Source organism: Enterobacter sp. SGAir0187 (assembly GCF_002952735.2).
Lineage (GTDB): Bacteria > Pseudomonadota > Gammaproteobacteria > Enterobacterales > Enterobacteriaceae > Enterobacter > Enterobacter quasiroggenkampii.
The window spans coordinates 3,407,271-3,430,370 of record NZ_CP025034.2; the positions used below are offsets into that span (position 1 = coordinate 3,407,271).

At 56.4% G+C, this 23,100-nt stretch carries 21 protein-coding genes and 1 other RNA gene; 16 read left to right on the forward strand and 6 right to left on the reverse strand.

What is annotated here, in order from left to right:
- Positions 1–7: 7 nt before the first annotated feature.
- The 5 genes from pgk (at position 8) to CWR52_RS16470 (ending at position 4,989) form a co-directional block, all read left to right on the forward strand.
- On the forward strand, positions 8–1,171 hold the full coding sequence (pgk, locus tag CWR52_RS16450; protein WP_008499732.1) for a phosphoglycerate kinase: 1,164 nt from the start codon (positions 8–10) through the stop codon (positions 1,169–1,171).
- A gap of 92 nt (positions 1,172–1,263) precedes the next feature.
- Entirely contained in the window at positions 1,264–2,343 is a 1,080-nt protein-coding gene (gene fbaA, locus CWR52_RS16455; protein WP_063622408.1) for a class II fructose-bisphosphate aldolase, read from the forward strand.
- A 186-nt stretch (positions 2,344–2,529) separates the two neighbouring features.
- Entirely contained in the window at positions 2,530–3,384 is an 855-nt protein-coding gene (locus CWR52_RS16460; protein WP_104950156.1) for a small-conductance mechanosensitive channel MscS, read from the forward strand.
- Positions 3,385–3,529: 145 nt separating this feature from the next.
- Positions 3,530–4,165 carry an arginine exporter ArgO gene (gene argO / locus CWR52_RS16465; protein ID WP_104950157.1) on the forward strand — a complete coding sequence of 212 codons (636 nt, stop codon included), beginning with the start codon at positions 3,530–3,532 and terminating at the stop codon, positions 4,163–4,165.
- 92 nt (positions 4,166–4,257) lie between these two features.
- Entirely contained in the window at positions 4,258–4,989 is a 732-nt protein-coding gene (locus CWR52_RS16470; RefSeq protein WP_008499728.1) for an oxidative stress defense protein, read from the forward strand.
- 42 nt (positions 4,990–5,031) lie between these two features.
- Here the strand turns inward: CWR52_RS16470 and argP are convergent, their stop codons facing one another.
- On the reverse strand, positions 5,032–5,925 hold the full coding sequence (gene argP, locus CWR52_RS16475) for a DNA-binding transcriptional regulator ArgP (RefSeq protein WP_008499727.1): 894 nt from the start codon (positions 5,923–5,925) through the stop codon (positions 5,032–5,034).
- Between the two features lie 127 nt (positions 5,926–6,052).
- Here argP and rpiA point away from each other — a divergent pair, with 127 nt between their 5' ends.
- Both rpiA and serA read left to right on the forward strand, forming a co-directional pair.
- Positions 6,053–6,712, forward strand: coding sequence for a ribose-5-phosphate isomerase RpiA (rpiA, locus tag CWR52_RS16480; protein WP_014885151.1), 660 nt, complete (start codon positions 6,053–6,055; stop codon positions 6,710–6,712).
- A 266-nt stretch (positions 6,713–6,978) separates the two neighbouring features.
- Entirely contained in the window at positions 6,979–8,211 is a 1,233-nt protein-coding gene (gene serA, locus CWR52_RS16485; RefSeq protein ID WP_021242062.1) for a phosphoglycerate dehydrogenase, read from the forward strand.
- A gap of 154 nt (positions 8,212–8,365) precedes the next feature.
- On the opposite strand, the gene CWR52_RS16490 is transcribed toward serA, so the two are convergent.
- The 3 genes from CWR52_RS16490 to zapA all read right to left on the reverse strand — a co-directional run bounded on the left by CWR52_RS16490 (position 8,366) and on the right by zapA (position 9,541).
- Positions 8,366–8,962, reverse strand: a complete 597-nt coding sequence (locus tag CWR52_RS16490) for a 5-formyltetrahydrofolate cyclo-ligase (RefSeq protein ID WP_104950158.1) — start codon at positions 8,960–8,962, stop codon at positions 8,366–8,368.
- Between the two features lie 24 nt (positions 8,963–8,986).
- Positions 8,987–9,170: non-coding RNA, 6S RNA (gene ssrS, locus CWR52_RS16495), on the reverse strand.
- Between the two features lie 41 nt (positions 9,171–9,211).
- Positions 9,212–9,541, reverse strand: coding sequence for a cell division protein ZapA (gene zapA / locus CWR52_RS16500; protein WP_006811891.1), 330 nt, complete (start codon positions 9,539–9,541; stop codon positions 9,212–9,214).
- 168 nt (positions 9,542–9,709) lie between these two features.
- On the opposite strand from zapA, the gene CWR52_RS16505 reads away from it, so the two are divergent.
- The 8 genes from CWR52_RS16505 to CWR52_RS16540 all read left to right on the forward strand — a co-directional run bounded on the left by CWR52_RS16505 (position 9,710) and on the right by CWR52_RS16540 (position 19,743).
- Entirely contained in the window at positions 9,710–10,288 is a 579-nt protein-coding gene (locus CWR52_RS16505; RefSeq protein ID WP_024906571.1) for a YecA family protein, read from the forward strand.
- 31 nt (positions 10,289–10,319) lie between these two features.
- Entirely contained in the window at positions 10,320–11,633 is a 1,314-nt protein-coding gene (gene pepP / locus CWR52_RS16510; protein WP_104950939.1) for a Xaa-Pro aminopeptidase, read from the forward strand.
- The gene (gene ubiH, locus CWR52_RS16515; protein ID WP_104950159.1) at positions 11,630–12,808 is read left to right on the forward strand and encodes a 2-octaprenyl-6-methoxyphenyl hydroxylase; all 1,179 of its coding nucleotides are present in this window, start codon (positions 11,630–11,632) and stop codon (positions 12,806–12,808) included. The genes pepP and ubiH overlap by 4 nt, the downstream gene beginning before the upstream one ends.
- A gap of 12 nt (positions 12,809–12,820) precedes the next feature.
- Positions 12,821–14,023 (forward strand): FAD-dependent 2-octaprenylphenol hydroxylase, encoded by a 1,203-nt coding sequence (ubiI, locus tag CWR52_RS16520; protein WP_104950160.1) that lies wholly within the window; start codon positions 12,821–12,823, stop codon positions 14,021–14,023.
- Positions 14,024–14,420: 397 nt separating this feature from the next.
- On the forward strand, positions 14,421–15,515 hold the full coding sequence (gcvT, locus tag CWR52_RS16525) for a glycine cleavage system aminomethyltransferase GcvT (RefSeq protein ID WP_104950940.1): 1,095 nt from the start codon (positions 14,421–14,423) through the stop codon (positions 15,513–15,515).
- A gap of 23 nt (positions 15,516–15,538) precedes the next feature.
- A complete protein-coding gene (gcvH, locus tag CWR52_RS16530; RefSeq protein ID WP_006178383.1) occupies positions 15,539–15,928 on the forward strand; it encodes a glycine cleavage system protein GcvH in 390 nt (129 codons plus the stop codon).
- A gap of 127 nt (positions 15,929–16,055) precedes the next feature.
- On the forward strand, positions 16,056–18,929 hold the full coding sequence (gene gcvP / locus CWR52_RS16535; protein ID WP_104950161.1) for an aminomethyl-transferring glycine dehydrogenase: 2,874 nt from the start codon (positions 16,056–16,058) through the stop codon (positions 18,927–18,929).
- Between the two features lie 70 nt (positions 18,930–18,999).
- Positions 19,000–19,743 carry an SDR family oxidoreductase gene (locus tag CWR52_RS16540; RefSeq protein ID WP_104950162.1) on the forward strand — a complete coding sequence of 248 codons (744 nt, stop codon included), beginning with the start codon at positions 19,000–19,002 and terminating at the stop codon, positions 19,741–19,743.
- An 85-nt stretch (positions 19,744–19,828) separates the two neighbouring features.
- On the opposite strand, the gene bglA is transcribed toward CWR52_RS16540, so the two are convergent.
- Together bglA and CWR52_RS16550 are read right to left on the reverse strand one after the other, a co-directional pair.
- Positions 19,829–21,262, reverse strand: coding sequence for a 6-phospho-beta-glucosidase BglA (gene bglA / locus CWR52_RS16545; protein ID WP_048029113.1), 1,434 nt, complete (start codon positions 21,260–21,262; stop codon positions 19,829–19,831).
- A gap of 116 nt (positions 21,263–21,378) precedes the next feature.
- Entirely contained in the window at positions 21,379–22,110 is a 732-nt protein-coding gene (locus CWR52_RS16550; RefSeq protein ID WP_104950163.1) for a MurR/RpiR family transcriptional regulator, read from the reverse strand.
- Positions 22,111–22,375: 265 nt separating this feature from the next.
- Between CWR52_RS16550 and trhA the strand changes: the two genes are divergently transcribed.
- Positions 22,376–23,035: a PAQR family membrane homeostasis protein TrhA gene (trhA, locus tag CWR52_RS16555; protein ID WP_045335239.1), complete on the forward strand. Its 660-nt coding sequence runs from the start codon at positions 22,376–22,378 to the stop codon at positions 23,033–23,035.
- The last annotated feature ends 65 nt before the right edge of the window (positions 23,036–23,100 follow it).

Below are 23,100 nucleotides of genomic sequence, written 5' to 3' on the forward strand. Positions count from 1 at the left end.
ATTCACCATGTCTGTAATTAAGATGACCGATCTGGATCTGGCTGGTAAACGCGTTTTCATCCGTGCCGATCTGAACGTACCGGTTAAAGATGGCAAAGTGACCAGCGACGCGCGTATTCGTGCATCTCTGCCAACCATCGAACTGGCTCTGAAGCAGGGCGCGAAAGTGATGGTCACCTCCCACCTGGGTCGTCCAACTGAAGGCGAGTACAACGAAGAGTTCTCTCTGCTGCCAGTGGTTAATTACCTGAAAGACAAACTGTCCAACCCGGTTCGCCTGGTGAAAGATTACCTGGACGGCGTTGACGTTGCAGCCGGTGAACTGGTTGTTCTGGAAAACGTTCGCTTCAACAAAGGCGAAAAGAAAGACGACGAAACCCTGTCCAAAAAATATGCTGCACTGTGCGACGTGTTCGTGATGGATGCCTTCGGTACGGCGCACCGTGCGCAGGCGTCAACCCACGGTATCGGTAAATTCGCAGATGTAGCGTGTGCCGGTCCTCTGCTGGCTGACGAACTGGAAGCGCTGGGTAAAGCACTGAAAGAACCTGCTCGTCCAATGGTCGCTATCGTTGGTGGTTCTAAAGTTTCTACCAAACTGACCGTTCTGGATTCCTTGTCTAAAATCGCTGACCAGCTGATCGTTGGTGGTGGTATCGCGAACACCTTCGTTGCCGCTCAGGGCCACAACGTGGGTAAATCCCTGTACGAAGCAGACCTGGTTGACGAAGCCAAACGCCTGCTGGGTACCTGTGATATCCCGGTTCCAACTGACGTTCGCGTCGCGACCGAGTTCTCCGAAACCGCAACCGCGACTCTGAAGTCTGTCAACGACATCAAAGATGAAGAGCAGATTCTGGATCTGGGCGACGTTTCTGCACAGAAACTGGCTGAAATCCTCAAAAACGCAAAAACTATCCTGTGGAACGGTCCGGTTGGCGTGTTCGAATTCCCGAACTTCCGCAAAGGGACTGAAATCGTTGCTAACGCCATCGCAGACAGCGAAGCGTTCTCTATCGCAGGCGGTGGTGACACCCTGGCAGCAATCGACCTGTTCGGTATCGCTGACAAGATCTCCTACATCTCCACTGGTGGCGGCGCATTCCTCGAATTCGTGGAAGGCAAAGTACTGCCAGCAGTAGCAATGCTCGAAGAGCGCGCTAAGAAGTAAGCCATTCAAGGGCAGGGAAACCTGCCCAATTTTCAGCGCGCTTTTAAGAGCTCGCACCTTTTCTAACGGCCGAAGATACAGGACTAAGCAACATGTCTAAAATTTTTGATTTCGTAAAACCTGGCGTTATCACTGGCGATGACGTACAGAAAGTGTTCCAGGTAGCTAAAGAAAACAACTTCGCTCTGCCAGCAGTTAACTGCGTGGGTACCGACTCCATCAACGCCGTACTGGAAACTGCTGCTAAAGTTAAAGCACCGGTTATCGTTCAGTTCTCTAACGGCGGCGCTGCGTTCATCGCAGGTAAAGGCGTGAAAACTGACATTCCTCAGGGTGCTGCAATCCTGGGCGCTATCTCTGGTGCGCACCACGTTCACCAGATGGCTGAACACTACGGTGTTCCAGTTATCCTGCACACTGACCACTGCGCGAAGAAACTGCTGCCGTGGATCGACGGTCTGCTGGACGCGGGTGAAAAACACTTCGCGGCAACCGGTAAGCCACTGTTCTCTTCTCACATGATCGACCTGTCTGAAGAGTCACTGCACGAAAACATCGAAATCTGCTCTAAGTACCTGGCGCGCATGGCCAAAATGGACATGACCCTGGAAATCGAACTGGGTTGCACCGGTGGTGAAGAAGACGGCGTGGACAACAGCCACATGGACGCTTCTGCACTGTACACCCAGCCAGAAGACGTTGATTACGCTTACACCGAGCTGAGCAAAATCAGCCCACGCTTCACCATCGCAGCGTCCTTCGGTAACGTACACGGCGTTTACAAACCAGGCAACGTGGTTCTGACCCCAACCATCCTGCGTGATTCTCAGGAATACGTTTCCAGGAAACACAACCTGCCGCACAACAGCCTGAACTTCGTCTTCCACGGCGGTTCCGGTTCTTCTGCTCAGGAAATCAAAGACTCCGTAAGCTACGGCGTTGTGAAAATGAACATCGACACCGACACCCAGTGGGCAACCTGGGACGGTATCCTGCAGTACTACAAAGCGAACGAAGCTTACCTGCAGGGCCAGCTGGGCAACCCGAAAGGCGAAGACCAGCCGAACAAGAAATACTACGATCCACGCGTATGGCTGCGCGCAGCGCAGACGTCCATGGTGACCCGTCTGGAGCAGGCTTTCAAAGAACTGAACGCGATCGACGTTCTGTAATTTGAGCTGCTAACAGCATCACAAGGCCCGCATTTGCGGGCCTTTTTTTATGCTTTTTCAATACCCTGCCAGACCTGCTTTTGTGATCTGTTTGGCAAAACCGGTGCTTTTTGTTTACCCTTTACAGACCTGCCTGTCTCCATGGGGGATGGATTTTGTGTTTTGGTTTAACAAAAGGAAGAATAAATGGAACAACTCGATGTTGTAGACAGCATCAATAACGCCGGTAACTGGCTGGTGCGCAACCAGGCCCTGCTGCTGAGCTATGCCGTGAACATCGTCGCGGCGATTGCCATCATCATCGTCGGGATGATCGTGGCGCGTATTGTATCGAATACGGTTAACCGCGTGATGCTGGCCCGTCACATTGACGCCACGGTGGCTGACTTCCTCTCCGCACTGGTGCGTTACGGCATTATCGCCTTTACGCTGATTGCCGCGCTGGGCCGTGTGGGTGTGCAAACCGCCTCCGTTATTGCCGTTCTCGGTGCCGCTGGTCTGGCTATTGGTCTGGCGCTGCAGGGCTCGCTTTCAAACCTGGCGGCAGGCGTGCTGCTGGTGACCTTCCGTCCGTTCCGCTCCGGCGAGTACGTTGACCTTGGCGGCATTGCCGGAACCGTGCTGCAGGTACAAATTTTCTCAACGACCATGCGCACCGTCGATGGCCGCATCGTGGTCGTGCCGAACGGGAAAATTATCGCGGGCAACATCATCAACTTCTCCCGTGAGCCGGTGCGTCGTAACGAACTGATTATCAGCGTGGCATACGACTCCGACATCGATCAGGTGAAGTCGCTGATTACCAACATCATTGCTTCAGACGATCGTATCCTGAAAGACAAAGAGCAGACGGTTCGCCTGAATGAACTTGGCGCTTCCTCCATTAACTTTGTGGTGCGTATCTGGAGCAAAAGCAGCGATCTGCAAAACGTGTACTGGGACGTGCTGGAACGCATTAAGTGCGACTTCGACGCCAACGGCATCAGCTTCCCGTACCCGCAGATGGACGTAAACGTCAAAAAAGTCAAAGAAGCAGAATAACGTCACCCGTAGGCCCGGTAAGCGCTAGCGCCACCGGGCTTTAATTTCATAAGCTCCGCTAATACCCAATTAATATTATCCATTTCCTCTTATGTGATTCGCGCAGTATAGTCGGCTTCCAGAACAACGCTGCGAGAAAATCGTCATGCTATCTTATTATTTTCAAGGGCTTGCCTTAGGTGCGGCCATGATCCTTCCGCTCGGCCCGCAAAATGCGTTCGTGATGAATCAGGGCATCCGCCGCCAGTACCATCTGATGATTGCCCTGCTGTGCGCGGTAAGCGATTTACTGCTGATCTGCGCCGGGATTTTTGGCGGCAGCGCGCTGCTGATGCAGTCTCCGTGGCTGCTGGCGCTGGTCACCTGGGGCGGCGTGACGTTTCTGCTCTGGTACGGATTCGGCGCCCTGAAAACGGCGATGAGCAGCAACCTCGAGCTGGCGAGCGCGGAGGTCATGAAGCAGGGCCGCTGGAAGATTATCGTCACCATGCTGGCGGTGACCTGGCTAAACCCTCATGTCTATCTCGACACCTTCGTCGTGCTGGGCAGCCTGGGCGGTCAACTGGACGTTGAACCGAAACGCTGGTTTGCGCTCGGTACGGTCAGCGCCTCGTTCCTCTGGTTCTTCGGTCTCGCCATTCTGGCGGCATGGCTGGCGCCCCGCCTGCGTACGGCCAAAGCCCAGCGCATCATTAATACCCTGGTCGGCCTGGTGATGTGGTTTATCGCTTTCCAGCTGGCGAAAGAGGGGATTCATCATGTCCAGGAATTGTTCAACTAATCCTTGTCTTATGGACAACTGAACAAGACCCGCTAAGCTTGCTGGCATGCGCCCTGTTATTGGGGCACTCTTCGCAACATGGAGGAATGACAGTGAAGTTTAAAGTGATGGCCCTGGCGGCATTAGTGAGTTTCGGTGCGGTGTCGGTGCAGGCAAGCGAATTGCCGGATGGCCCGCACATCGTCACGTCAGGCACCGCAAGCGTGGACGCGGTACCCGATGTTGCAACCCTGGCAATTGAGGTGAATGTGGCGGCGAAAGATGCGGCGACGGCCAAGAAGCAGGCTGACGATCGCGTTGCGCAATACCTCTCTTTCCTCGAGCAGAACGGTGTCGGTAAAAAAGATATCAACTCTGCAAACCTGCGTACTCAACCCGATTACGACTACCAGAATGGCAAAAGCATCCTGAAAGGCTACCGTGCCGTGCGTACCGTTGAAGTGACCGTACGTCAGCTGGATAAGCTTAACTCGCTGCTGGACGGTGCGCTGAAGGCGGGTCTGAACGAAATTCGTTCCGTGTCGCTGGGCGTTGCGCAACCGGAGAAATACAAAGACGAAGCGCGTAAAGCGGCGATTGATGATGCCATTCACCAGGCGGAACAGCTGGCTTCTGGCTTTAAGAGCAAGCTCGGTCCGGTTTACAGCGTGCGTTACCACGTCTCTAACTACCAACCAAGCCCGATGGTTCGTATGATGAAGGCTGATGCCGCCCCGGTGTCCGCTCAGGAAACTTACGAGCAGCCAACCATTCAGTTCGACGATCAGGTGGATGTGGTGTTCCAGCTTGAACCTGTTGCAGCACAGCCGAAACCTGCGCAATAATCAGCAGGCCGGGTAAGGCGTAGCCGCCACCCGGCTTATTTTTTAATCCTGTCTCAACACCTTGTGCCCGTACGCCAGCAGCGCGTCAGTGACGTTGCGCATCATCCGGCTTTCCGGCGCAAAACGGTGCCAGTAAAGCATCCGGCGCTGATACAGCCCCGGCGTCAGGTCAATCAGCTCACCGCTTTTCAACTCTTTCTCAATCTGCAGATGCGGGATCATGCAGCAGGTGGTGCCCTGGCGCGCAAGCTGCACGAAGGCTTCAGACGAGTTAACGATATGACACGGCACGCTGCCCGGCGGCAGATCGAAGTTTTGCTGCAGGAACGCCTGATGCATATCGTCCAGATGGTCGAAGGCCACGGCAGGGGCTTTCAGCAGCGCCGCGCGGGTCACCCCGTTGGGGAAGTAGCGTTCGGCAAAGGCTTTTGAACCCACGAACAGGTAGTCCAGGGCGCCTAACTGATCAACAAGACAGCTTGGCAGCGCCTGAGGCTGGATACTGACCGCTCCAACCACTTCACCGCGACGCAGGCGCTCCTGGGTGCGGGTTTCGTCTTCAACCTGCAAATTCAGGCGGATAGGGGAGTCCGCGAGGACCGGCGCCAGGGCCGGCAGCAGCCAGGTTGCCAGACTATCGGCGTTGACCGCCAGAGAGAGCAGCAGCGGCGTAGAACCCGTTTGTTCGTCACCCAGCCACTCGTCTTCCAGCAGTTCAACCTGGCGCAGCAGGGCGAGGAGCTTTTGTCCTTGCTCGGTTGGACGTGGCGGTACGGTACGTACCAGCAGCGGCTGGCCGAACATATTTTCAAGCTGTTTGATACGCTGAGAGACGGCGGACTGCGTGATGCAAAGCTTTTGCGCCGCGCGCTCAAAACCTCGTTCACGAATAACTGCATCAAGTGCCTGTAGTGTTCTGTAGTCCGGACGTTTCATTGCTCTGGCTGGCTCCTTAATTTTGCTTATTCTGCACTATGACACAATTTTCCCTTTGTGGCAGACGAATTCCATTCGACGTGTTCTATAATGCGCCCTGAGTTTTCACACCACAGGCAAAACGATCATGACGCAGGATGAACTGAAAAAAGCAGTAGGATGGGCCGCTCTCCAGTACGTACAGCCGGGTACCATTGTCGGTGTCGGTACGGGATCAACCGCGGCACACTTTATCGATGCGCTGGGCACGATGAAGGGGCAGATCGAGGGCGCGGTTTCCAGCTCTGATGCTTCCACGGAAAAGCTGAAAAGCCTCGGCATTACCGTTTTCGATCTCAACGAAGTGGATCGTCTGGGGATTTACGTTGATGGTGCGGATGAAATCAACGGCCACATGCAGATGATCAAAGGCGGCGGCGCGGCGCTGACGCGTGAAAAAATCATCGCCTCCGTTGCGGACAAGTTTATCTGCATCGCGGACGCCTCCAAGCAGGTGGACATTCTGGGGAATTTCCCGCTGCCGGTTGAAGTGATCCCGATGGCCCGCAGCGCGGTTGCCCGTCAGCTGGTGAAGCTGGGCGGTCGCCCGGAATATCGTCAGGGCGTAGTGACCGACAACGGTAACGTGATCCTCGACGTTCACGGTCTGGAAATTCTCGACGCGATTGCGCTGGAAAATGCCATCAACGCCATTCCTGGCGTCGTGACTGTAGGGCTATTCGCCAACCGTGGCGCGGATGTGGCGCTGATCGGCACCGCTGACGGCGTGAAAACCATCGTAAAATGATCTGACGGGGGGAGTCCTCCCCCCGCTAAAAAATTTTTGATACGCTAAATTCGGTGACTTGTGTCACGTTTTTATGCCTCTTTTGCCGATCCTTCCGCGTTTGTAAATTTCCATAGCATTTTCCTCTGCCATTTTGCGCTGTATGACTTTCCTTCAGCGTGCCGACGCAAACGTTCATATTGCTGCAATAGTTTTTTTTGATATGTTGGCTACAGCGGATTTATATCCAGCACAACATCAGTTCAGACAAAAACAGGGTCGGGTAAATGGCAAAGGTATCACTGGAGAAAGACAAGATTAAATTCCTGCTGGTCGAGGGCGTGCATCAAAAAGCAATCGATAGCCTTCGTGCGGCAGGTTACACCAACATCGAATTTCACAAAGGCGCGCTCGATACCGAAGAGCTGAAAGCGTCCATCCGTGATGCCCACTTCATTGGCCTGCGATCCCGTACTCACCTGACTGAAGATGTGATTGCCGCGGCGGAAAAGCTGGTGGCTATCGGCTGCTTCTGCATCGGTACCAACCAGGTTGACCTGAATGCTGCCGCGAAACGCGGTATTCCTGTCTTCAACGCCCCGTTCTCCAACACCCGTTCCGTGGCGGAACTGGTCATTGGCGAACTGCTGTTGCTTCTGCGCGGCATTCCGGAGGCTAACGCCAAAGCACACCGTGGCGTCTGGAACAAACTGGCGGCGGGCTCCTACGAAGCCCGTGGGAAAAAACTGGGTATCATCGGCTATGGCCACATCGGTACCCAGCTGGGGATTCTGGCTGAATCTCTCGGTATGCATGTCTATTTTTACGATATCGAAAGCAAGCTGCCGCTGGGCAATGCCACCCAGGTTCAACACCTGTCTGACCTGCTGAACATGAGTGACGTGGTGAGTCTGCACGTGCCGGAAAATGCGTCCACCAAAAACATGATGGGTGCAGAAGAGCTGGCGTTGATGAAGCCGGGTTCACTGCTGATTAACGCCGCGCGCGGTACGGTTGTCGATATCCCTGCGCTGTGCGATGCGCTGAAGCGTAAGCACCTGGCGGGCGCCGCCATCGACGTTTTCCCGACGGAGCCTGCGACCAACAGCGATCCGTTTACCTCTCCGCTGTGCGAGTTCGACAACGTGATCCTGACGCCACACATCGGCGGTTCTACCCAGGAAGCGCAGGAGAATATCGGTCTGGAAGTGGCGGGTAAGCTGAGCAAATACTCCGACAACGGTTCTACGCTCTCTGCCGTGAACTTCCCGGAAGTGTCTCTGCCGCTGCACGGTGGTCGTCGTCTGCTGCACATCCACGAAAACCGTCCAGGCGTGCTGACCGCGATTAACCAGATCTTTGCCGAGCAGGGCGTTAACATTGCCGCGCAGTATCTGCAGACCAACTCGCAGATGGGCTATGTGGTCATTGATATCGAAGCGGATGACGATGTGGCCGAGAAAGCGCTGCTGAGCATGAAGGCCATTCCGGGGACGATTCGCGCGCGTCTGCTGTACTGATGGTGCGGTCTGTGGTGTCGGGTGACGGCTACGCCTTACCCGACCTACAACGGTCGTGCGGTCTGTGTGTCGGGTGGCGCTTACGCTTACCCGACCTACAACTTTCGAGGATTTATGTAGGCCGGGTAAGGCGTAGCCGCCACCCGGCTTTATTCTACCAAAGCCACGTTTTACTGGGCGTCACCACCGCCGGTAACGGCACATCCCATTTTTCTACCGGCAACGCCTCCACGCCCTGGCAATCATGCGCGTAGCCCACCGGCTGCAACCCATACTGCTGCCAGTTTTGCAGCGTCCGGTCGTAAAAACCACCGCCCATTCCCAGGCGCTGTCCCTGCTCATCAAACGCGACCAACGGCGTAATCAGCACATCCAGCTGTGACAGAGGCAGCACGTCGCGCACGTCGAGTTTCGGTTCGGTGATTTTCAGACGATTCACTACCAGCTCGCTGTGCGGGTGATAGTGCAAAAACAGCAGATTGCCTTCACTGAACGGGTGCAGCACCGGCAGGTATACCTTCTTCCCGGCGCGCCAGAGTTGCTCTATCAGCGGTTGGGTATCCAGTTCTCCATCAAATGACAGAAACAGGGCAACCGTGCGCGCCATCACGACAGGGGGATACGCCATCATACGGGCGGCGGCCTGCTGGGCAAAATGCGCTTGCTGAACGGGGGTTAACGCACGACGGCGTTGACGAATGAGCTGACGAATGTCCTGGCGTGAAGCCGAAACTTCAGGGAATTGAGTCATGGTAGTCGGTAGAAGAAAAGAGAGGGAATCTCCGAGATGCCGCCGCAGGCTGTAACCCTTGAACCCTTGGTTCAAGGTGAATGTGTCGTCATAGTTTTAAGGCTTCTCGGACGGACCGAGCATGCTCACCAACCATGGAGCGCCACATTCTTGTGGTATGAAATATCGGCTCAGGGGACTGGCCCGCTTGCGAACATCTCAGAGAAATTTTGTCTTCACAGTTACTCTACCATAGTCAACTGAGAAGTGTTATTCAAACTTGGGTCCCGGTCTTTCGGGATTGCGACCTTGATCAAGCAATGCCTGTTCTATGGTCTGCTGGAGCATTTTAATGCGCTGCTCCATGCTTGCCGCGTAGTCGCGGGTCTTCGCTTTTTCCTGAGTCAGTTCATAGCTGATGTTCAACGCGGCGATGAAAACCAGCTGCTCAGTATTTGTGACTCTAGTGCGTTCTTTTAGATCTTGCAACCGCTGATTCAAATCGTCCGCAGCCTGATTCAAAGCATCCCTTTGTTCAGGCGGACAATTCACTCGCAGTGAACGGCCAAAAATCTGGAGATCGACGGGTTGTGCAGACATGCCACCTTCCTGCTGATTGACTGCGCTGCCTTCGCCTGATGCCCCGGGGGCTGCGAAGGGGCGACACTATAGCTACCCTGATGTGAAGATACAAGCCCTTTTCTGGTATCACCAGGGTCCAAAGTGGTAGCATATCATGAAACTTCCCCCCAATGATGACGAATGCGCATGTCTATACAGAACGAAATGCCTGGTTACAAGGATTTAAACCAGTTACTGAACCAGCAGGGAGTCGGTTTAACCCCTGCCGAAATGCACGGTCTGATCAGTGGCATGCTGTGCGGCGGAAACAGCGACAGCTCATGGCAGCCGCTGATCCACGACCTCACGAATGAAGGGCTGGCGTTTGGTCACGAGCTGGCGGAAGCGCTGCGTAAAATGCATGCCGCCATCAGTGATTCGCTGGAAGACGATGGCTTCCTTTTTCAGCTTTATCTGCCTGAAGGCGACGACGTAAGCGTGTTTGATCGCGCCGATGCGCTGGCGGGGTGGGTAAATCACTATCTGCTGGGTCTGGGCGTCACGCAGCCTAAACTGGATAAAGTCACCGGCGAAGCGGGTGAAGCGATCGACGATCTGCGCAACATCGCCCAGCTTGGCTACGATGAAGACGAAGACCAGGAAGAGCTGGAAATGTCTCTCGAAGAGATCATCGAGTACGTGCGCGTGGCGGCACTGCTGTGCCACGACAACTTTACGCGCTCACAGCCGACTGCGCCGGAAGTCCGCAAGCCAACCTTACATTAAGAAAAATAACGCACAGGAGGGTGTCATGGTTATCTCGAGTCAAGAGTATTCGCGCCGCCGTCAGGCGCTGCTGACAAAAATGCAGCCGGGCAGCGCCGCGCTGATTTTTGCCGCGCCCGAAGTGACGCGCAGCGCCGACAGCGAATATCCCTATCGCCAGAGCAGCGACTTCTGGTACTTCACCGGATTTAACGAGCCGGAAGCGGTACTGGTGCTGATTAAAAGCAATGACACCCACAACCACAGCGTGATTTTCAACCGCGTGCGCGATCTGACGGCCGAAATCTGGTTTGGTCGCCGCCTGGGGCAAGAAGCCGCACCTGAAAAGCTGGGCGTTGACCGTGCGCTGGCGTTTAGCGAAATCAACCAGCAGCTCTACCAACTGCTTAACGGCCTCGACGTGCTCTATCACGCGCAGGGCGAATATGCTTACGCCGATGAGATTGTCTTCACCGCGCTGGATAAGCTGCGCAAAGGCTCGCGGCAGAACCTGTCCGCACCGGCCACGCTGACGGACTGGCGTCCGGTGGTGCATGAGATGCGCCTGTTCAAGTCTGAAGAAGAGCTGAACGTGATGCGCCGCGCGGGCGAAATCAGCGCGCTGGCGCACACTCGCGCGATGGAGAAATGCCGCCCCGGGATGTTCGAATACCAGCTGGAAGGTGAAATTCACCACGAATTTAACCGCCACGGCGCGCGCTATCCCTCCTACAACACCATTGTCGGCGGCGGGGAAAACGGCTGCATTCTGCACTACACCGAAAACGAAAGCGCGCTGCGCGACGGCGATCTGGTGCTGATTGACGCCGGTTGCGAATATCAGGGCTATGCGGGGGACATCACCCGGACCTTCCCGGTGAACGGTAAATTCTCGCCGGCACAGCGCGCGATTTACGACATTGTTCTCGAATCCCTTGAGACGGCGCTCAGGCTGTATCGTCCAGGTACCTCCATCCAGGAAGTGACCGGCGAAGTGGTGCGCATCATGATTACCGGTCTGGTCAGGCTCGGTATCCTGAAAGGGGATGTCGACACCCTGATTGCTGAAAATGCGCATCGACCGTACTTTATGCACGGCCTGAGCCACTGGCTGGGGCTGGACGTGCATGACGTTGGCGCCTACGGCACCGACCGTTCGCGCGTGCTGGAGCCGGGCATGGTGTTAACCGTGGAGCCGGGTCTGTATATCGCGCCGGATGCCGACGTGCCTGAAGCGTACCGCGGGATTGGTATTCGTATTGAAGATGACATCGTGATTACCGAGACCGGTAACGAAAACCTGACCGCCAGCGTCGTGAAAAACGCTGACGATATCGAGGCGCTGATGGCAGCGGCGCACGCATGAGCGTGATTATCGTTGGCGGCGGCATGACCGGGGCCACGCTGGCGCTGGCCATTTCGCATTTGACGCAGGGGCAGCTTCCGGTGCACCTGGTGGAAGCCGTTGCGCCGGAGGCGTCCAACCACCCCGGGTTTGATGCCCGCGCCATCGCGCTGGCACAGGGCACCTGCCAGCAGCTTTCCCGTATTGGGATCTGGCAGGCGATTGCCGACCGCGCTACGGCGATCGGGACCGTTCACGTCAGCGATCGCGGCCATGCAGGCTTTGTCACGCTGGACGCGCAGGATTACCGAATTGATGCCCTGGGTCAGGTTGTTGAGCTGCACGACGTCGGATTGCGCCTGTTCCGCCTGCTCCAGGACGCGCCGGGCGTTACGCTGCATTGTCCCGCGCGCGTGGCCAGCGTGAGCCGAAGTGACGCGTCAGTCAGCGTGACGCTGGAAAACGGCACCGTCCTTGAAGGCCAGCTTCTGGTTGCCGCGGACGGTTCGCGCTCGTCGCTCGGCACCCAGTGTGGCGTGGAGTGGCGCCAGCAGCCTTACGGCCAGGTGGCGGTCATTGCGAACGTCTCTACCGCAGCTGACCACAACGGCAGGGCCTTTGAGCGCTTTACGCAGCATGGCCCGCTGGCGATGCTGCCGATGTCGGACGGGCGCTGTTCCCTGGTCTGGTGTCATCCGCAGGATAAGGCTGAAGAGGTGAAGGCCTGGTCCGACGAACGTTTTTGTACCGAGCTGCAGAAAGCCTTTGGCTGGCGGCTGGGGCGTATTACCCACGCCGGCAAGCGGACGGTCTATCCGCTTTCGCTGACCACGGCAACTCAGTCCATCTCCCATCGTCTGGCGCTTGTCGGTAACGCCGCGCAAACGCTGCATCCCATCGCGGGGCAAGGCTTTAACCTTGGCTTACGTGACGTCATGAGCCTGGCCGAATCACTGTCGCAGGCGTGGGGCGAGCAAAAAGACTGCGGGGCGTATTCGGTGCTGAGTCATTACCAGAAGCGCCGTCAGGCGGATAAAGAGGCCACCATCGGTGTGACCGATGGCCTGGTCCATCTTTTTGCCAATCGCTGGGCACCGCTGGTTGCGGGTCGCAACCTTGGGCTGATGGCGATGGAACTATTCATTCCGGCACGTGACGTGCTGGCGCAGCGGACCCTGGGTTGGGTTGCGCGTTAAGGAGTTATCACCGTGCAAAATGTTGATGTCGCCATCGTTGGCGGCGGAATGGTTGGACTGGCATTGGCCTGCGGATTACAGGGCAGCGGCCTGCGCGTGGCGGTGCTGGAGCAAAAGCAGCCTCAGCCCGTTGCCCCGGATGCGCCGCCGGAACTCCGCGTCTCGGCCATTAATGCGGCCAGCGAAAAGCTGCTGACGCACCTTGGCGTCTGGTCAGATATTGTGGCGAACCGAGCCAGTTGCTATCACGGCATGGAAGTGTGGGATAAAGACAGCTTTGGTCATATTGCTTTTGATGATGAAAGCATGGGCTATAGCCATCTGGGCCACATCGTTGAAAACGCGGTGATCCACCACGCGCTGTGGCAGAAAGCACAGCAGTGCAGCGACGTGACCCTGATTGCGCCTGCGCAGATCCAGCAGGTGGCGTGGGGCGAAAACGAGGCGTTTATCACCTTACAAAGCAGCGACATGCTGACCGCGCGCCTGGTGGTCGGTGCTGATGGTGCCAATTCCTGGCTGCGTAATAAAGCCGATATTCCGCTGACCTTCTGGGACTATCGTCATCACGCGCTGGTGGCGACGATCCGCACCGAAGAGCCGCACGGCGGCGTGGCGCGCCAGATTTTCCACAACGACGGCATACTGGCGTTCCTGCCGCTTTCCGATCCGCACCTGTGCTCGATTGTCTGGTCCCTGGTGCCGGACAAAGCCCGGCAGATGCAGGAGGCAACGCCGGACGCCTTTAACCAGGCGCTGTGCGTGGCCTTTGATAACCGCCTTGGCCTGTGCACGCTTGAAAGCGAGCGACAGGTGTTCCCGTTAACCGGCCGCTACGCGCGTCAGTTTGCGGCGCACCGTCTGGCGCTGGTGGGCGATGCAGCACACACCATTCATCCGCTGGCCGGGCAGGGCGTGAACCTTGGCTTTATGGACGCGGCGGAGCTGGTCGAGGAGTTGCGTCGCCTGCATCGTGAAGGCAAAGACATCGGCCAGCATCTCTATCTGCGTCGCTACGAGCGCAGCCGCAAACACAGTGCGGCGATGATGCTGGCGGGCATGCAGGGCTTCCGCGAGCTGTTTGCCGGGGCAAATCCGGCGAAAAAACTGCTGCGCGATATCGGTCTTAAACTGGCCGATACGCTTCCTGGCGTCAAACCTCAACTTCTCCGCCAGGCGATGGGTCTTAACGACCTCCCTGACTGGCTGCGCTAACTTAGATCCCCGTCACACTTTATTTTCCCGGCCTCTGCGCCGGGGAAATTCCCTCGTTTGAAATAATCTAATTCCACGTCATTTTTCGCATTAGATTAACTAATGTCGTGTTTTTTACGATGCGGAAAATCGGCCCGTTTTTCCGCACGAAATATCACCATGTGCTAAATCCTGTTAGATCATTGTTAATTTTGTGCGGGGTTAATCGCATTTTTCCAGTGAATAACTCTGTAGGCTTTCCAGCGTTTTTTGGTCATAAGCTAATGTGATGACCTGTTTTGCCTTATGGTTAACCGCCGGTTTCGGTGGTAAGTTCAGGTAAAAGAGAACGTTTGCGTCGGTGCCCGAACGCGGGGCCGATACCGGGTTTCACGGTGAATTTTTCAACGAGGACAAGATGGCTCAACAGACTCCTTTGTACGAACAACACGTGTTATGCGGCGCCCGCATGGTGGACTTCCATGGCTGGATGATGCCGCTGCACTACGGCTCGCAGATTGATGAGCACCACGCGGTGCGCACCGATGCCGGTATGTTCGACGTGTCCCATATGACAATTGTCGATCTGCGCGGTAGCCGCACCCGGGAGTTTTTGCGTTATCTGCTGGCAAACGACGTCGCCAAACTGAAGACGCCGGGTAAAGCGCTCTATACCGGCATGCTGAATGCCTCGGGCGGCGTGATTGATGACCTTATCGTCTATTACTTCACTGAAGATTTCTTCCGCCTCGTTGTAAACTCCGCCACCCGCGAAAAAGACCTCTCCTGGATCACCCAACACGCCGAACCTTATGCCATCGACATCACCGTCCGTGACGATCTGTCGCTGATCGCCGTGCAGGGACCAAACGCGCAGGCGAAAGCCGCCTCTCTGTTTAACGACGAGCAGCGCAACGCCACCGCTGGCATGAAGCCGTTCTTTGGCGTGCAGGCGGGCGATCTGTTTATCGCCACCACCGGCTACACCGGTGAAGCGGGCTACGAAATTGCGATGCCAAACGAGAAGGCCGCTGATTTCTGGCGTGCGCTGGTGGAAGCGGGCGTGAAGCCTGCGGGTCTGGGCGCGCGCGATACGCTGCGTCTGGAAGCGGGCATGAACCTCTACGGTCAGGAGATGGATGAAGGTGTCTCTCCGCTGGCCGCCAACATGGGCTGGACCATCGCGTGGGAACCGGCTGACCGTGATTTTATTGGCCGTGAAGCGCTGGAGATGCAGCGTGAGAAGGGCACTGAACAGCTGGTTGGCCTGGTGATGAAGGAAAAAGGCGTACTGCGCGGCGAGCTGCCGGTGCGTTTTACCGATGCTGACGGCAATCCTCGCGAAGGCGTGATCACCAGCGGAACCTTCTCACCGACGCTGGGCTACAGTATTGCACTGGCACGCGTGCCGGCAGGCATTGGCGAAACGGCGGTGGTGCAAATCCGCAACCGCGAAATGCCGGTCAACGTGACCAAACCGATTTTTGTTCGCGCCGGTAAGCCGGTCGCCTAATCATTTTTATCAGGAGAACTTCAATGAGCAATGTGCCAGCAGAACTGAAATACAGCAAAGAACACGAGTGGCTGCGCAAAGAGGCGGACGGCACTTACACTGTAGGGATCACCGAGCACGCGCAAGAGCTGCTGGGCGACATGGTGTTTGTTGACCTGCCTGACGTGGGCACGACCGTTAGCGCGGGCGACGACTGTGCCGTAGCGGAGTCCGTAAAAGCGGCTTCTGATATCTACGCCCCTGTGAGCGGCGAAATCGTTGCCGTCAACGACGCGCTGAGCGATTCGCCAGAGCTGGTGAACAGCGAGCCGTATGAAGGCGGCTGGATCTTCAAGATCAAAGCCAGCGATGAAGCGCAGGTTGCCGCGCTGCTGGATGCGACCGCATACGAAGCACTACTGGAAGACGAATAACGTTGTGCCGGATGGCGCTGCGCTTATCCGGCCTACAGGTCAACGTAGGCCCGGTAAGCGTTAGCGCCACCGGGCAACAGCGTTACAGATAACTACGATTCACTGCACGTTTCAGGAACCATCGCTCATGACACAGACTTTAAGCCAGCTTGAAAACCGTGGCGCCTTCATTGAACGTCACATTGGGCCGGATGCTCAGCAACAGCAGGAGATGCTGAAGACAGTTGGCGCGGATTCATTAAACGCACTGATCGGCCAGATTGTGCCAAAAGACATCCAGCTTGCCACGCCGCCTCAGGTGGGGGAAGCCACCACGGAATTCGCCGCGCTGGCGGAGCTGAAGGCTATCGCAGGCCTCAACAAGCGCTATAAGTCTTACATTGGCATGGGCTACACCAACGTGCAGTTGCCGCCGGTTATCCTGCGCAACATGCTGGAAAACCCGGGCTGGTACACCGCTTACACTCCGTATCAGCCAGAAGTGTCTCAGGGCCGTCTGGAAGCGCTGCTGAATTTCCAGCAGGTGACGCTGGATCTGACCGGGATGGACATCGCCTCCGCTTCGCTGCTGGATGAAGCGACCGCCGCCGCCGAAGCGATGGCGATGGCGAAGCGCGTGAGCAAGCTGAAAAATGCCAACCGCTTCTTCGTCGCGGCGGACGTGCATCCCCAGACGCTGGACGTGGTGCGCACCCGCGCTGAAACCTTCGGCTTCGACGTGATTGTCGATGACGCAGACAAAGTGCTGGATCACCAGGACGTCTTCGGCGTGCTGCTGCAGCAGGTCGGTACCACCGGTGAAGTGCACGACTACGGCGCGCTGATTGGCGAGCTGAAGTCCCGCAAGGTCATCGTTAGCGTTGCCGCTGATTTTATGGCGCTGGTGCTGCTGACGGCACCGGGCAAACAGGGCGCGGATATTGTCTTCGGCTCTGCGCAGCGCTTTGGCGTGCCGATGGGCTACGGCGGCCCGCACGCGGCGTTCTTCGGCGCGAAAGATGAATTCAAACGCTCCATGCCAGGCCGTATCATTGGCGTGTCAAAAGATGCTGCCGGTAATACCGCGCTGCGCATGGCGATGCAGACCCGCGAGCAGCATATCCGCCGCGAGAAAGCGAACTCCAACATCTGTACTTCCCAGGTACTGCTGGCAAACATCGCCAGCCTGTATGCGGTATTCCACGGTCCGGCTGGCCTGAAGCGCATTGCCAGCCGCATTCACCGCCTGGCCGATATTCTGGCCTGCGGCCTGCAGCAGAAGGGCCTCAAGCTGCGCCACGCGCACTACTTCGACACCCTGTGCGTGGACGTGGCGGACAAAGCCGCCGTGCTGGCGCGCGCGAATGCAGCAGAAATCAACCTGCGCAGCGACATCCACAACGCCGTCGGCATTACGCTGGATGAAAGCACCACCCGCGATGATATCCTGAACCTGTTCAGCGTGCTGCTGGGTGACGCGCACGGTCTGGACATTGATGCGCTCGACAAAGAAGTTGCGCTCGACAGCCGCTCCATTCAGGACAGCATGCTGCGTAACGACGCCATCCTGACGCACCCGGTCTTTAATCGCTACCACAGCGAAACCGAGATGATGCGTTACATGCACTCTCTGGAGCGCAAGGATCTGGCGCTGAACCAGGCGATGATCCCGCTGGGATCCTGCACCATGAAGCTGAACGCCGCGGCAGAGATGATCCCGATCACCTGGCCTGAATTCTCCGAGCTGCACCCCTTCTGCCCGCCGGAGCAGGCGGAAGGTTATCACGTGATGATCAACCAGCTTTCCGACTGGCTGGTGAAGCTGACCGGTTACGACGCGCTCTGCATGCAGCCGAACTCCGGCGCGCAGGGCGAATATGCGGGCCTGCTGGCAATCCGTCACTATCACGAAAGCCGCAACGAAGGCCATCGCGATATCTGCCTTATCCCAAGCTCCGCCCACGGCACCAACCCGGCCTCTGCCCAGATGGCGGGCATGGAAGTGGTGGTGGTGGCGTGCGATAAGAACGGCAACATCGACCTGGCTGACCTGCGCGCGAAAGCCGAGCAGGCGGGTGACAGACTCTCCTGCATCATGGTGACCTATCCGTCCACCCACGGCGTGTACGAAGAGACCATCCGTGAAGTGTGCGACGTGGTGCACCAGTTTGGCGGTCAGGTTTACCTCGACGGCGCAAACATGAACGCGCAGGTGGGCATTACCTCGCCGGGCTTTATCGGCGCGGACGTATCGCACCTCAACCTGCACAAAACCTTCTGTATTCCGCACGGCGGTGGCGGCCCGGGCATGGGGCCTATCGGCGTGAAAGCGCACCTGGCGCCGTTTGTGCCAGGCCACAGCGTGGTTCAGATTGAAGGCATGCTGACCCGTCAGGGCGCGGTCTCTGCGGCACCGTTCGGTAGCGCCTCTATCCTGCCAATCAGCTGGATGTATATCCGCATGATGGGCGCGGAAGGGCTGAAGCAGGCGAGCCAGGTGGCCATTCTGAACGCCAACTATATTGCGACGCGCCTGAAGTCTGCCTTCCCGGTGCTCTATACCGGCCGCGACGGTCGCGTGGCGCATGAGTGCATCCTCGATATTCGTCCGCTGAAAGAGCAGACTGGCATTAGCGAGCTGGACATCGCCAAGCGTCTGATCGACTACGGCTTCCACGCGCCTACCATGTCGTTCCCGGTAGCGGGTACGCTGATGGTGGAGCCAACGGAGTCCGAAAGCAAAGCCGAGCTGGACCGCTTTATTGACGCGATGCTGGCCATCCGCATGGAGATCGACCGCGTGCAGGACGGTGAGTGGACGCTGGAAGATAACCCGCTGGTTAACGCCCCGCACACCCAGCACGAGATTGTGGCAGAGTGGAACCACGGTTATTCCCGCGAGCTGGCGGTCTTCCCGGCAGGTGTGACGAACAAGTACTGGCCGACCGTGAAGCGTCTCGATGACGTCTACGGCGACCGTAACCTGTTCTGCTCCTGCGTACCGATGAGCGAATACCAGTAATAGTGCTGATGTAGTAACGTAGGCCGGGTAAGGCGAAGCCGCCACCCGGCTTTTTTATTGGGAGAAGAAAATGGGCATTGCACTGGTCACCGGCGCCAGCCGCGGCATCGGGAAAGCCACCGCGCTGCAGCTGGCTCGCGAAGGCTACACCGTGGCGGTGAACTATCATCACAACATTAACGCCGCGCAGGACGTCATCAGGCAGATTGTGGATGCGGGGGGGCAAGCCTTTGCTGTACGTGCAGACATCAGCGATGAAGCTCAGGTGCTGGCGATGTTTAACAGTCTCGATCGCGAAGGCGAGCCGCTGACCGCGCTGGTCAATAATGCGGGGATCCTGTTTGAGCAATCCACCATCGAGAATCTCTCCGCCGAGCGCATTAACCGTGTCCTGGCGACCAACGTCACGGGCTACTTCCTCTGCTGTCGGGAAGCGGTAAAACGCATGTCCTTCAAACATGGCGGCAAGGGCGGGGCGATAGTAAATGTCTCTTCCGCGGCGTCCCGTCTGGGCGCGCCGGGTGAATATGTGGATTACGCCGCGTCCAAGGGGGCGGTGGATTCGCTGACAACGGGTTTATCGCTGGAGGTCGCAGCGCAGGGCATTCGCGTTAACTGCGTCCGGCCGGGTCTGATCTATACCGATATCCATGCTTCCGGCGGAGAGCCGGGGCGAGTGGATCGCGTAAAATCGTTACTGCCGATGCAGCGCGGCGGCCAGCCGGAAGAGGTCGCCCAGGCGATTGTCTGGCTGCTGAGCGAAAAGGCGTCGTACGTGACGGGGAGTTTTATAGAGCTGGCGGGCGGGAAGTAAACCCCTCACCCTAACCCTCTCCCCAAAGGGGAGAGGGGATCAATCGTAGGCCGGTGCAAGCGTAGCGCCGCCCGGCGTTACGGCGTTAAAGTTTCTCGCCGTTGCTGGCAATCACGCCTTTATACCACTCGAAGCTCTTCTTACGGGAACGCGACATGTCGCCCGTACCGTCGTCGTGCTTGTTCACGTAGATAAAGCCGTAGCGTTTGCTGTACTGGCCGGTGGTGAACGACACGCAGTCGATACAGCCCCATGGCGTATAGCCCATCAGATCCACGCCATCGTGGGTGACGGCCTTGATCATCTCTTCCACGTGGGCACGCAGGTAGTCGATGCGATAGTCATCGTTAATGCTGCCGTCTTCTTCCACCTTGTCGTAGGCGCCGAAGCCGTTTTCCACGATAAACAGCGGTTTCTGGTAACGCTCGTACAGTTCGCACAGGGAATAGCGCAGGCCTACCGGGTCAATCTGCCAGCCCCAGTCGGAGGCCTTCACGTGCGGGTTTGGCACGCTGCCTTCGAAACCGGAAATGGCATCGCCGGTACCGCCTTCCGCTTTCACCGCGTTGGTCATGTAATAGCTGAAGCCCAGGTAGTCGCAGGTGCCTTCACGCAGGATCTGCTCGTCATCCGCTTCCATTTTAATGGAGAAGCCACGACGCTCCCATTCGTTCAGCACGTAGGACGGGTAGTAACCCCGCAGTTGTACGTCGGTAAAGACATAGCGCTCGCGCATGGATTCCTGGGCGAACATCACGTCTTCCGGTTTGCAGGAGAACGGATAGAGCGCCACCATCGCCAGCATGCAGCCGACTTTCATCTCCGGGTTGATGCGGCGCGCGGCTTTCACCGCCAGGGCACTGGCCACAAACTGGTGGTGCAGGACCTGATACATGGTCTCTTCCGGATTTTCATGTTCGGTGTAGACCACGCCCGAGCAGCAGTAGCCGAACAGCGGCGCGCGCCAGTTACGCTGGTTGTTGATTTCGTTGAAGGTCATCCAGTATTTGACCTTGTTTTTGTAGCGCTCAAAGACCACTTCCGCGAAGCGCACAAAGAAATCGACCACTTTACGGTTGGTCCAGCTACCGTACTCCTTCACCAGGTGCAGCGGCATTTCGAAGTGGGAGAGGGTGATTACCGGTTCGATGTTGTATTTCAGCAGCTCATCGAACATGTCGTCGTAAAACTTCAGCCCTTCTTCGTTTGGCTGCGTTTCATCACCGTTCGGGAAGATACGCGTCCAGGCAATAGAGGTGCGGAAACACTTGAAGCCCATCTCGGCAAACAGCTTGATGTCTTCTTTGTAATGGCCGTGGAAATCAATCGCCTCATGATTGGGATAATATTTCCCCGGCACCACGTCCTGCGTGATTTCGCGCGGCACGCCGTGTGCGCCGCCGGTTAATACGTCGCAAATGCTTGGCCCTTTGCCGCCTTTGTTCCAGCCGCCTTCAACCTGGTGAGCGGCAACCGCGCCACCCCATAAAAAATCTTTTGGTAAGGTCAGTTTTTTCATCGCTGCTATTCTCAATAAATGGCTTATTGGCATCGAGTCTAGCAAAGCGAAATTAAATGTCACGATATAACAAGGTGTGCATAATGTGATTTGTCACATCAAAAAAACAGGGTGTTTTATTCTGCAAGTTTCTTCGCCAGCTTACGGCCGAGAGATTCCAGAATATAGATGACGGGAATTTGCGTGGTGATATCGTAGACGCCCGCAATACGCGTCTGGGGAACGTGCCAGGAGAGATTAAAGTCCGCCAGTTTTGCGAGACGCGAGTGCTCGTGGCTGGTAATGGAGAGCACCTTGCAGTGATGCAGGCTAAACTGGCTGGCGAAGCGCAGGATCTCCTCGGTCTCACCCGAGACGGAGAGCACAATCGCCAGCGCATTTTTCGCCATGTCATTGGTGACCGGGAAATAAGGGTCATCAATATGGTTACTGAATTTTCCGATATTAGAAAAGAAACGTGCGCCATATTTTGCCAGCGAGCCTGACGTTCCTGCGCCGACAAATATAATGCGTTCCGACGATAAAATAATATCGACCGCATCATCTAGTAACGCATCGAACTCTTCATTATTTACGCTTTTAAAGAAGCTGATTATTTCGCTGGCGCCGAAATTCGCCTGCTGGGGCTCGTTCTGTTCAAGATAAAGCTTAAAGCGTACGCGAAACTCCGAGTAGCCTTCGCAGTTAAGCTTGCGGCAAAAGCGCAGGATAGTGGTCGTCGAGACATCCGCCGCATCCGCCAGCTCGCGGATGGTCATGTACATGACTTTGTCACGGTTTTTAATGACATAGTTGTAGACCATCATCTCCAGGTTATTGAGACTGGCAATGGCGGAGTGGGTAAACATACTCACAATGGTATAACTCTTATTCAGACCTCATCTATCCATCATAACATGCGGCCAGACGGCAGGATCCATTTTTATGCTCTTGATTCTTAATGGTTAAATTTTAATGTGAACAAATGTTAGGTGAAAAATTCATTTATGCCTATGATTTTTAGGTATAAATCCTGAAGTGAAATTATTTTAGCTAACAGGTGTTCACTGGAATCATTCTCAGTTAGCATAGTGATGCGATGAATAATCATCTTTTGTTTTCCCGGAGTTTTGTATGGTGAGTAGACCATTAATCGCACAGGGATATTCGCTGGCTGAGGAAATAGCCAACAGCATCAGCCACGGCATTGGCCTGGTGTTTGGGATTGTCGGTTTAGTGTTATTGCTGGTGCAGGCGGTCGATGCCAATGCCAGCGCAATGGCTATTACCAGCTACAGCCTGTATGGCGGGAGCATGATCCTGCTGTTTCTGGCCTCGACGCTGTATCACGCGATCCCGCATCAGCGGGCAAAGATGTGGCTCAAGAAGTTTGACCACTGCGCTATCTACCTTCTTATTGCAGGCACCTACACGCCGTTTCTGCTGGTGGGGCTCAACTCACCGCTGTCGCGCGGCCTGATGATTGTTATCTGGAGCCTGGCGCTGCTCGGGATCCTGTTTAAACTGACCATCGCGCACCGGTTTAAGGTGCTGTCGCTGGTCACCTATCTGACCATGGGCTGGCTGTCGCTGATCGTGGTGTACCAGCTGGCAATCAAACTGTCGATAGGGGGCGTCACGCTTCTGGCCTTAGGCGGCGTGGTGTATTCGCTCGGCGTCATTTTTTACGTCTGCAAGCGCATTCCATACAACCATGCCATCTGGCACGGCTTTGTGCTGGGCGGCAGCGTGTGCCACTTTTTGGCGATTTATTTGTACGTGGGGCAGGCGTAGTTTTTTGTCGGGTGGCGGATTCGCCTTACCCGACCTACGGGATTTGTAGGCCCGGTAAGCGCAGC

Excerpts from the sequence above, each read along its gene's own strand:
- pgk (WP_008499732.1), top strand. The coding sequence starts at position 8 with ATGTCTGTAATTAAGATGACCGATCTGGATCTGGCTGGTAAACGCGTT.
- fbaA (WP_063622408.1), top strand. The coding sequence starts at position 1,264 with ATGTCTAAAATTTTTGATTTCGTAAAACCTGGCGTTATCACTGGCGAT.
- CWR52_RS16460 (WP_104950156.1), top strand. The coding sequence starts at position 2,530 with ATGGAACAACTCGATGTTGTAGACAGCATCAATAACGCCGGTAACTGG.
- argO (WP_104950157.1), top strand. The coding sequence starts at position 3,530 with ATGCTATCTTATTATTTTCAAGGGCTTGCCTTAGGTGCGGCCATGATC.
- argP (WP_008499727.1), bottom strand. The coding sequence starts at position 5,925 with ATGAAACGTCCGGACTACAGAACACTACAGGCACTTGATGCAGTTATT.
- rpiA (WP_014885151.1), top strand. The coding sequence starts at position 6,053 with ATGACGCAGGATGAACTGAAAAAAGCAGTAGGATGGGCCGCTCTCCAG.
- serA (WP_021242062.1), top strand. The coding sequence starts at position 6,979 with ATGGCAAAGGTATCACTGGAGAAAGACAAGATTAAATTCCTGCTGGTC.
- CWR52_RS16490 (WP_104950158.1), bottom strand. The coding sequence starts at position 8,962 with ATGACTCAATTCCCTGAAGTTTCGGCTTCACGCCAGGACATTCGTCAG.
- zapA (WP_006811891.1), bottom strand. The coding sequence starts at position 9,541 with ATGTCTGCACAACCCGTCGATCTCCAGATTTTTGGCCGTTCACTGCGA.
- CWR52_RS16505 (WP_024906571.1), top strand. The coding sequence starts at position 9,710 with ATGTCTATACAGAACGAAATGCCTGGTTACAAGGATTTAAACCAGTTA.
- ubiH (WP_104950159.1), top strand. The coding sequence starts at position 11,630 with ATGAGCGTGATTATCGTTGGCGGCGGCATGACCGGGGCCACGCTGGCG.
- gcvT (WP_104950940.1), top strand. The coding sequence starts at position 14,421 with ATGGCTCAACAGACTCCTTTGTACGAACAACACGTGTTATGCGGCGCC.
- gcvH (WP_006178383.1), top strand. The coding sequence starts at position 15,539 with ATGAGCAATGTGCCAGCAGAACTGAAATACAGCAAAGAACACGAGTGG.
- gcvP (WP_104950161.1), top strand. The coding sequence starts at position 16,056 with ATGACACAGACTTTAAGCCAGCTTGAAAACCGTGGCGCCTTCATTGAA.
- CWR52_RS16540 (WP_104950162.1), top strand. The coding sequence starts at position 19,000 with ATGGGCATTGCACTGGTCACCGGCGCCAGCCGCGGCATCGGGAAAGCC.
- bglA (WP_048029113.1), bottom strand. The coding sequence starts at position 21,262 with ATGAAAAAACTGACCTTACCAAAAGATTTTTTATGGGGTGGCGCGGTT.
- CWR52_RS16550 (WP_104950163.1), bottom strand. The coding sequence starts at position 22,110 with ATGTTTACCCACTCCGCCATTGCCAGTCTCAATAACCTGGAGATGATG.
- trhA (WP_045335239.1), top strand. The coding sequence starts at position 22,376 with ATGGTGAGTAGACCATTAATCGCACAGGGATATTCGCTGGCTGAGGAA.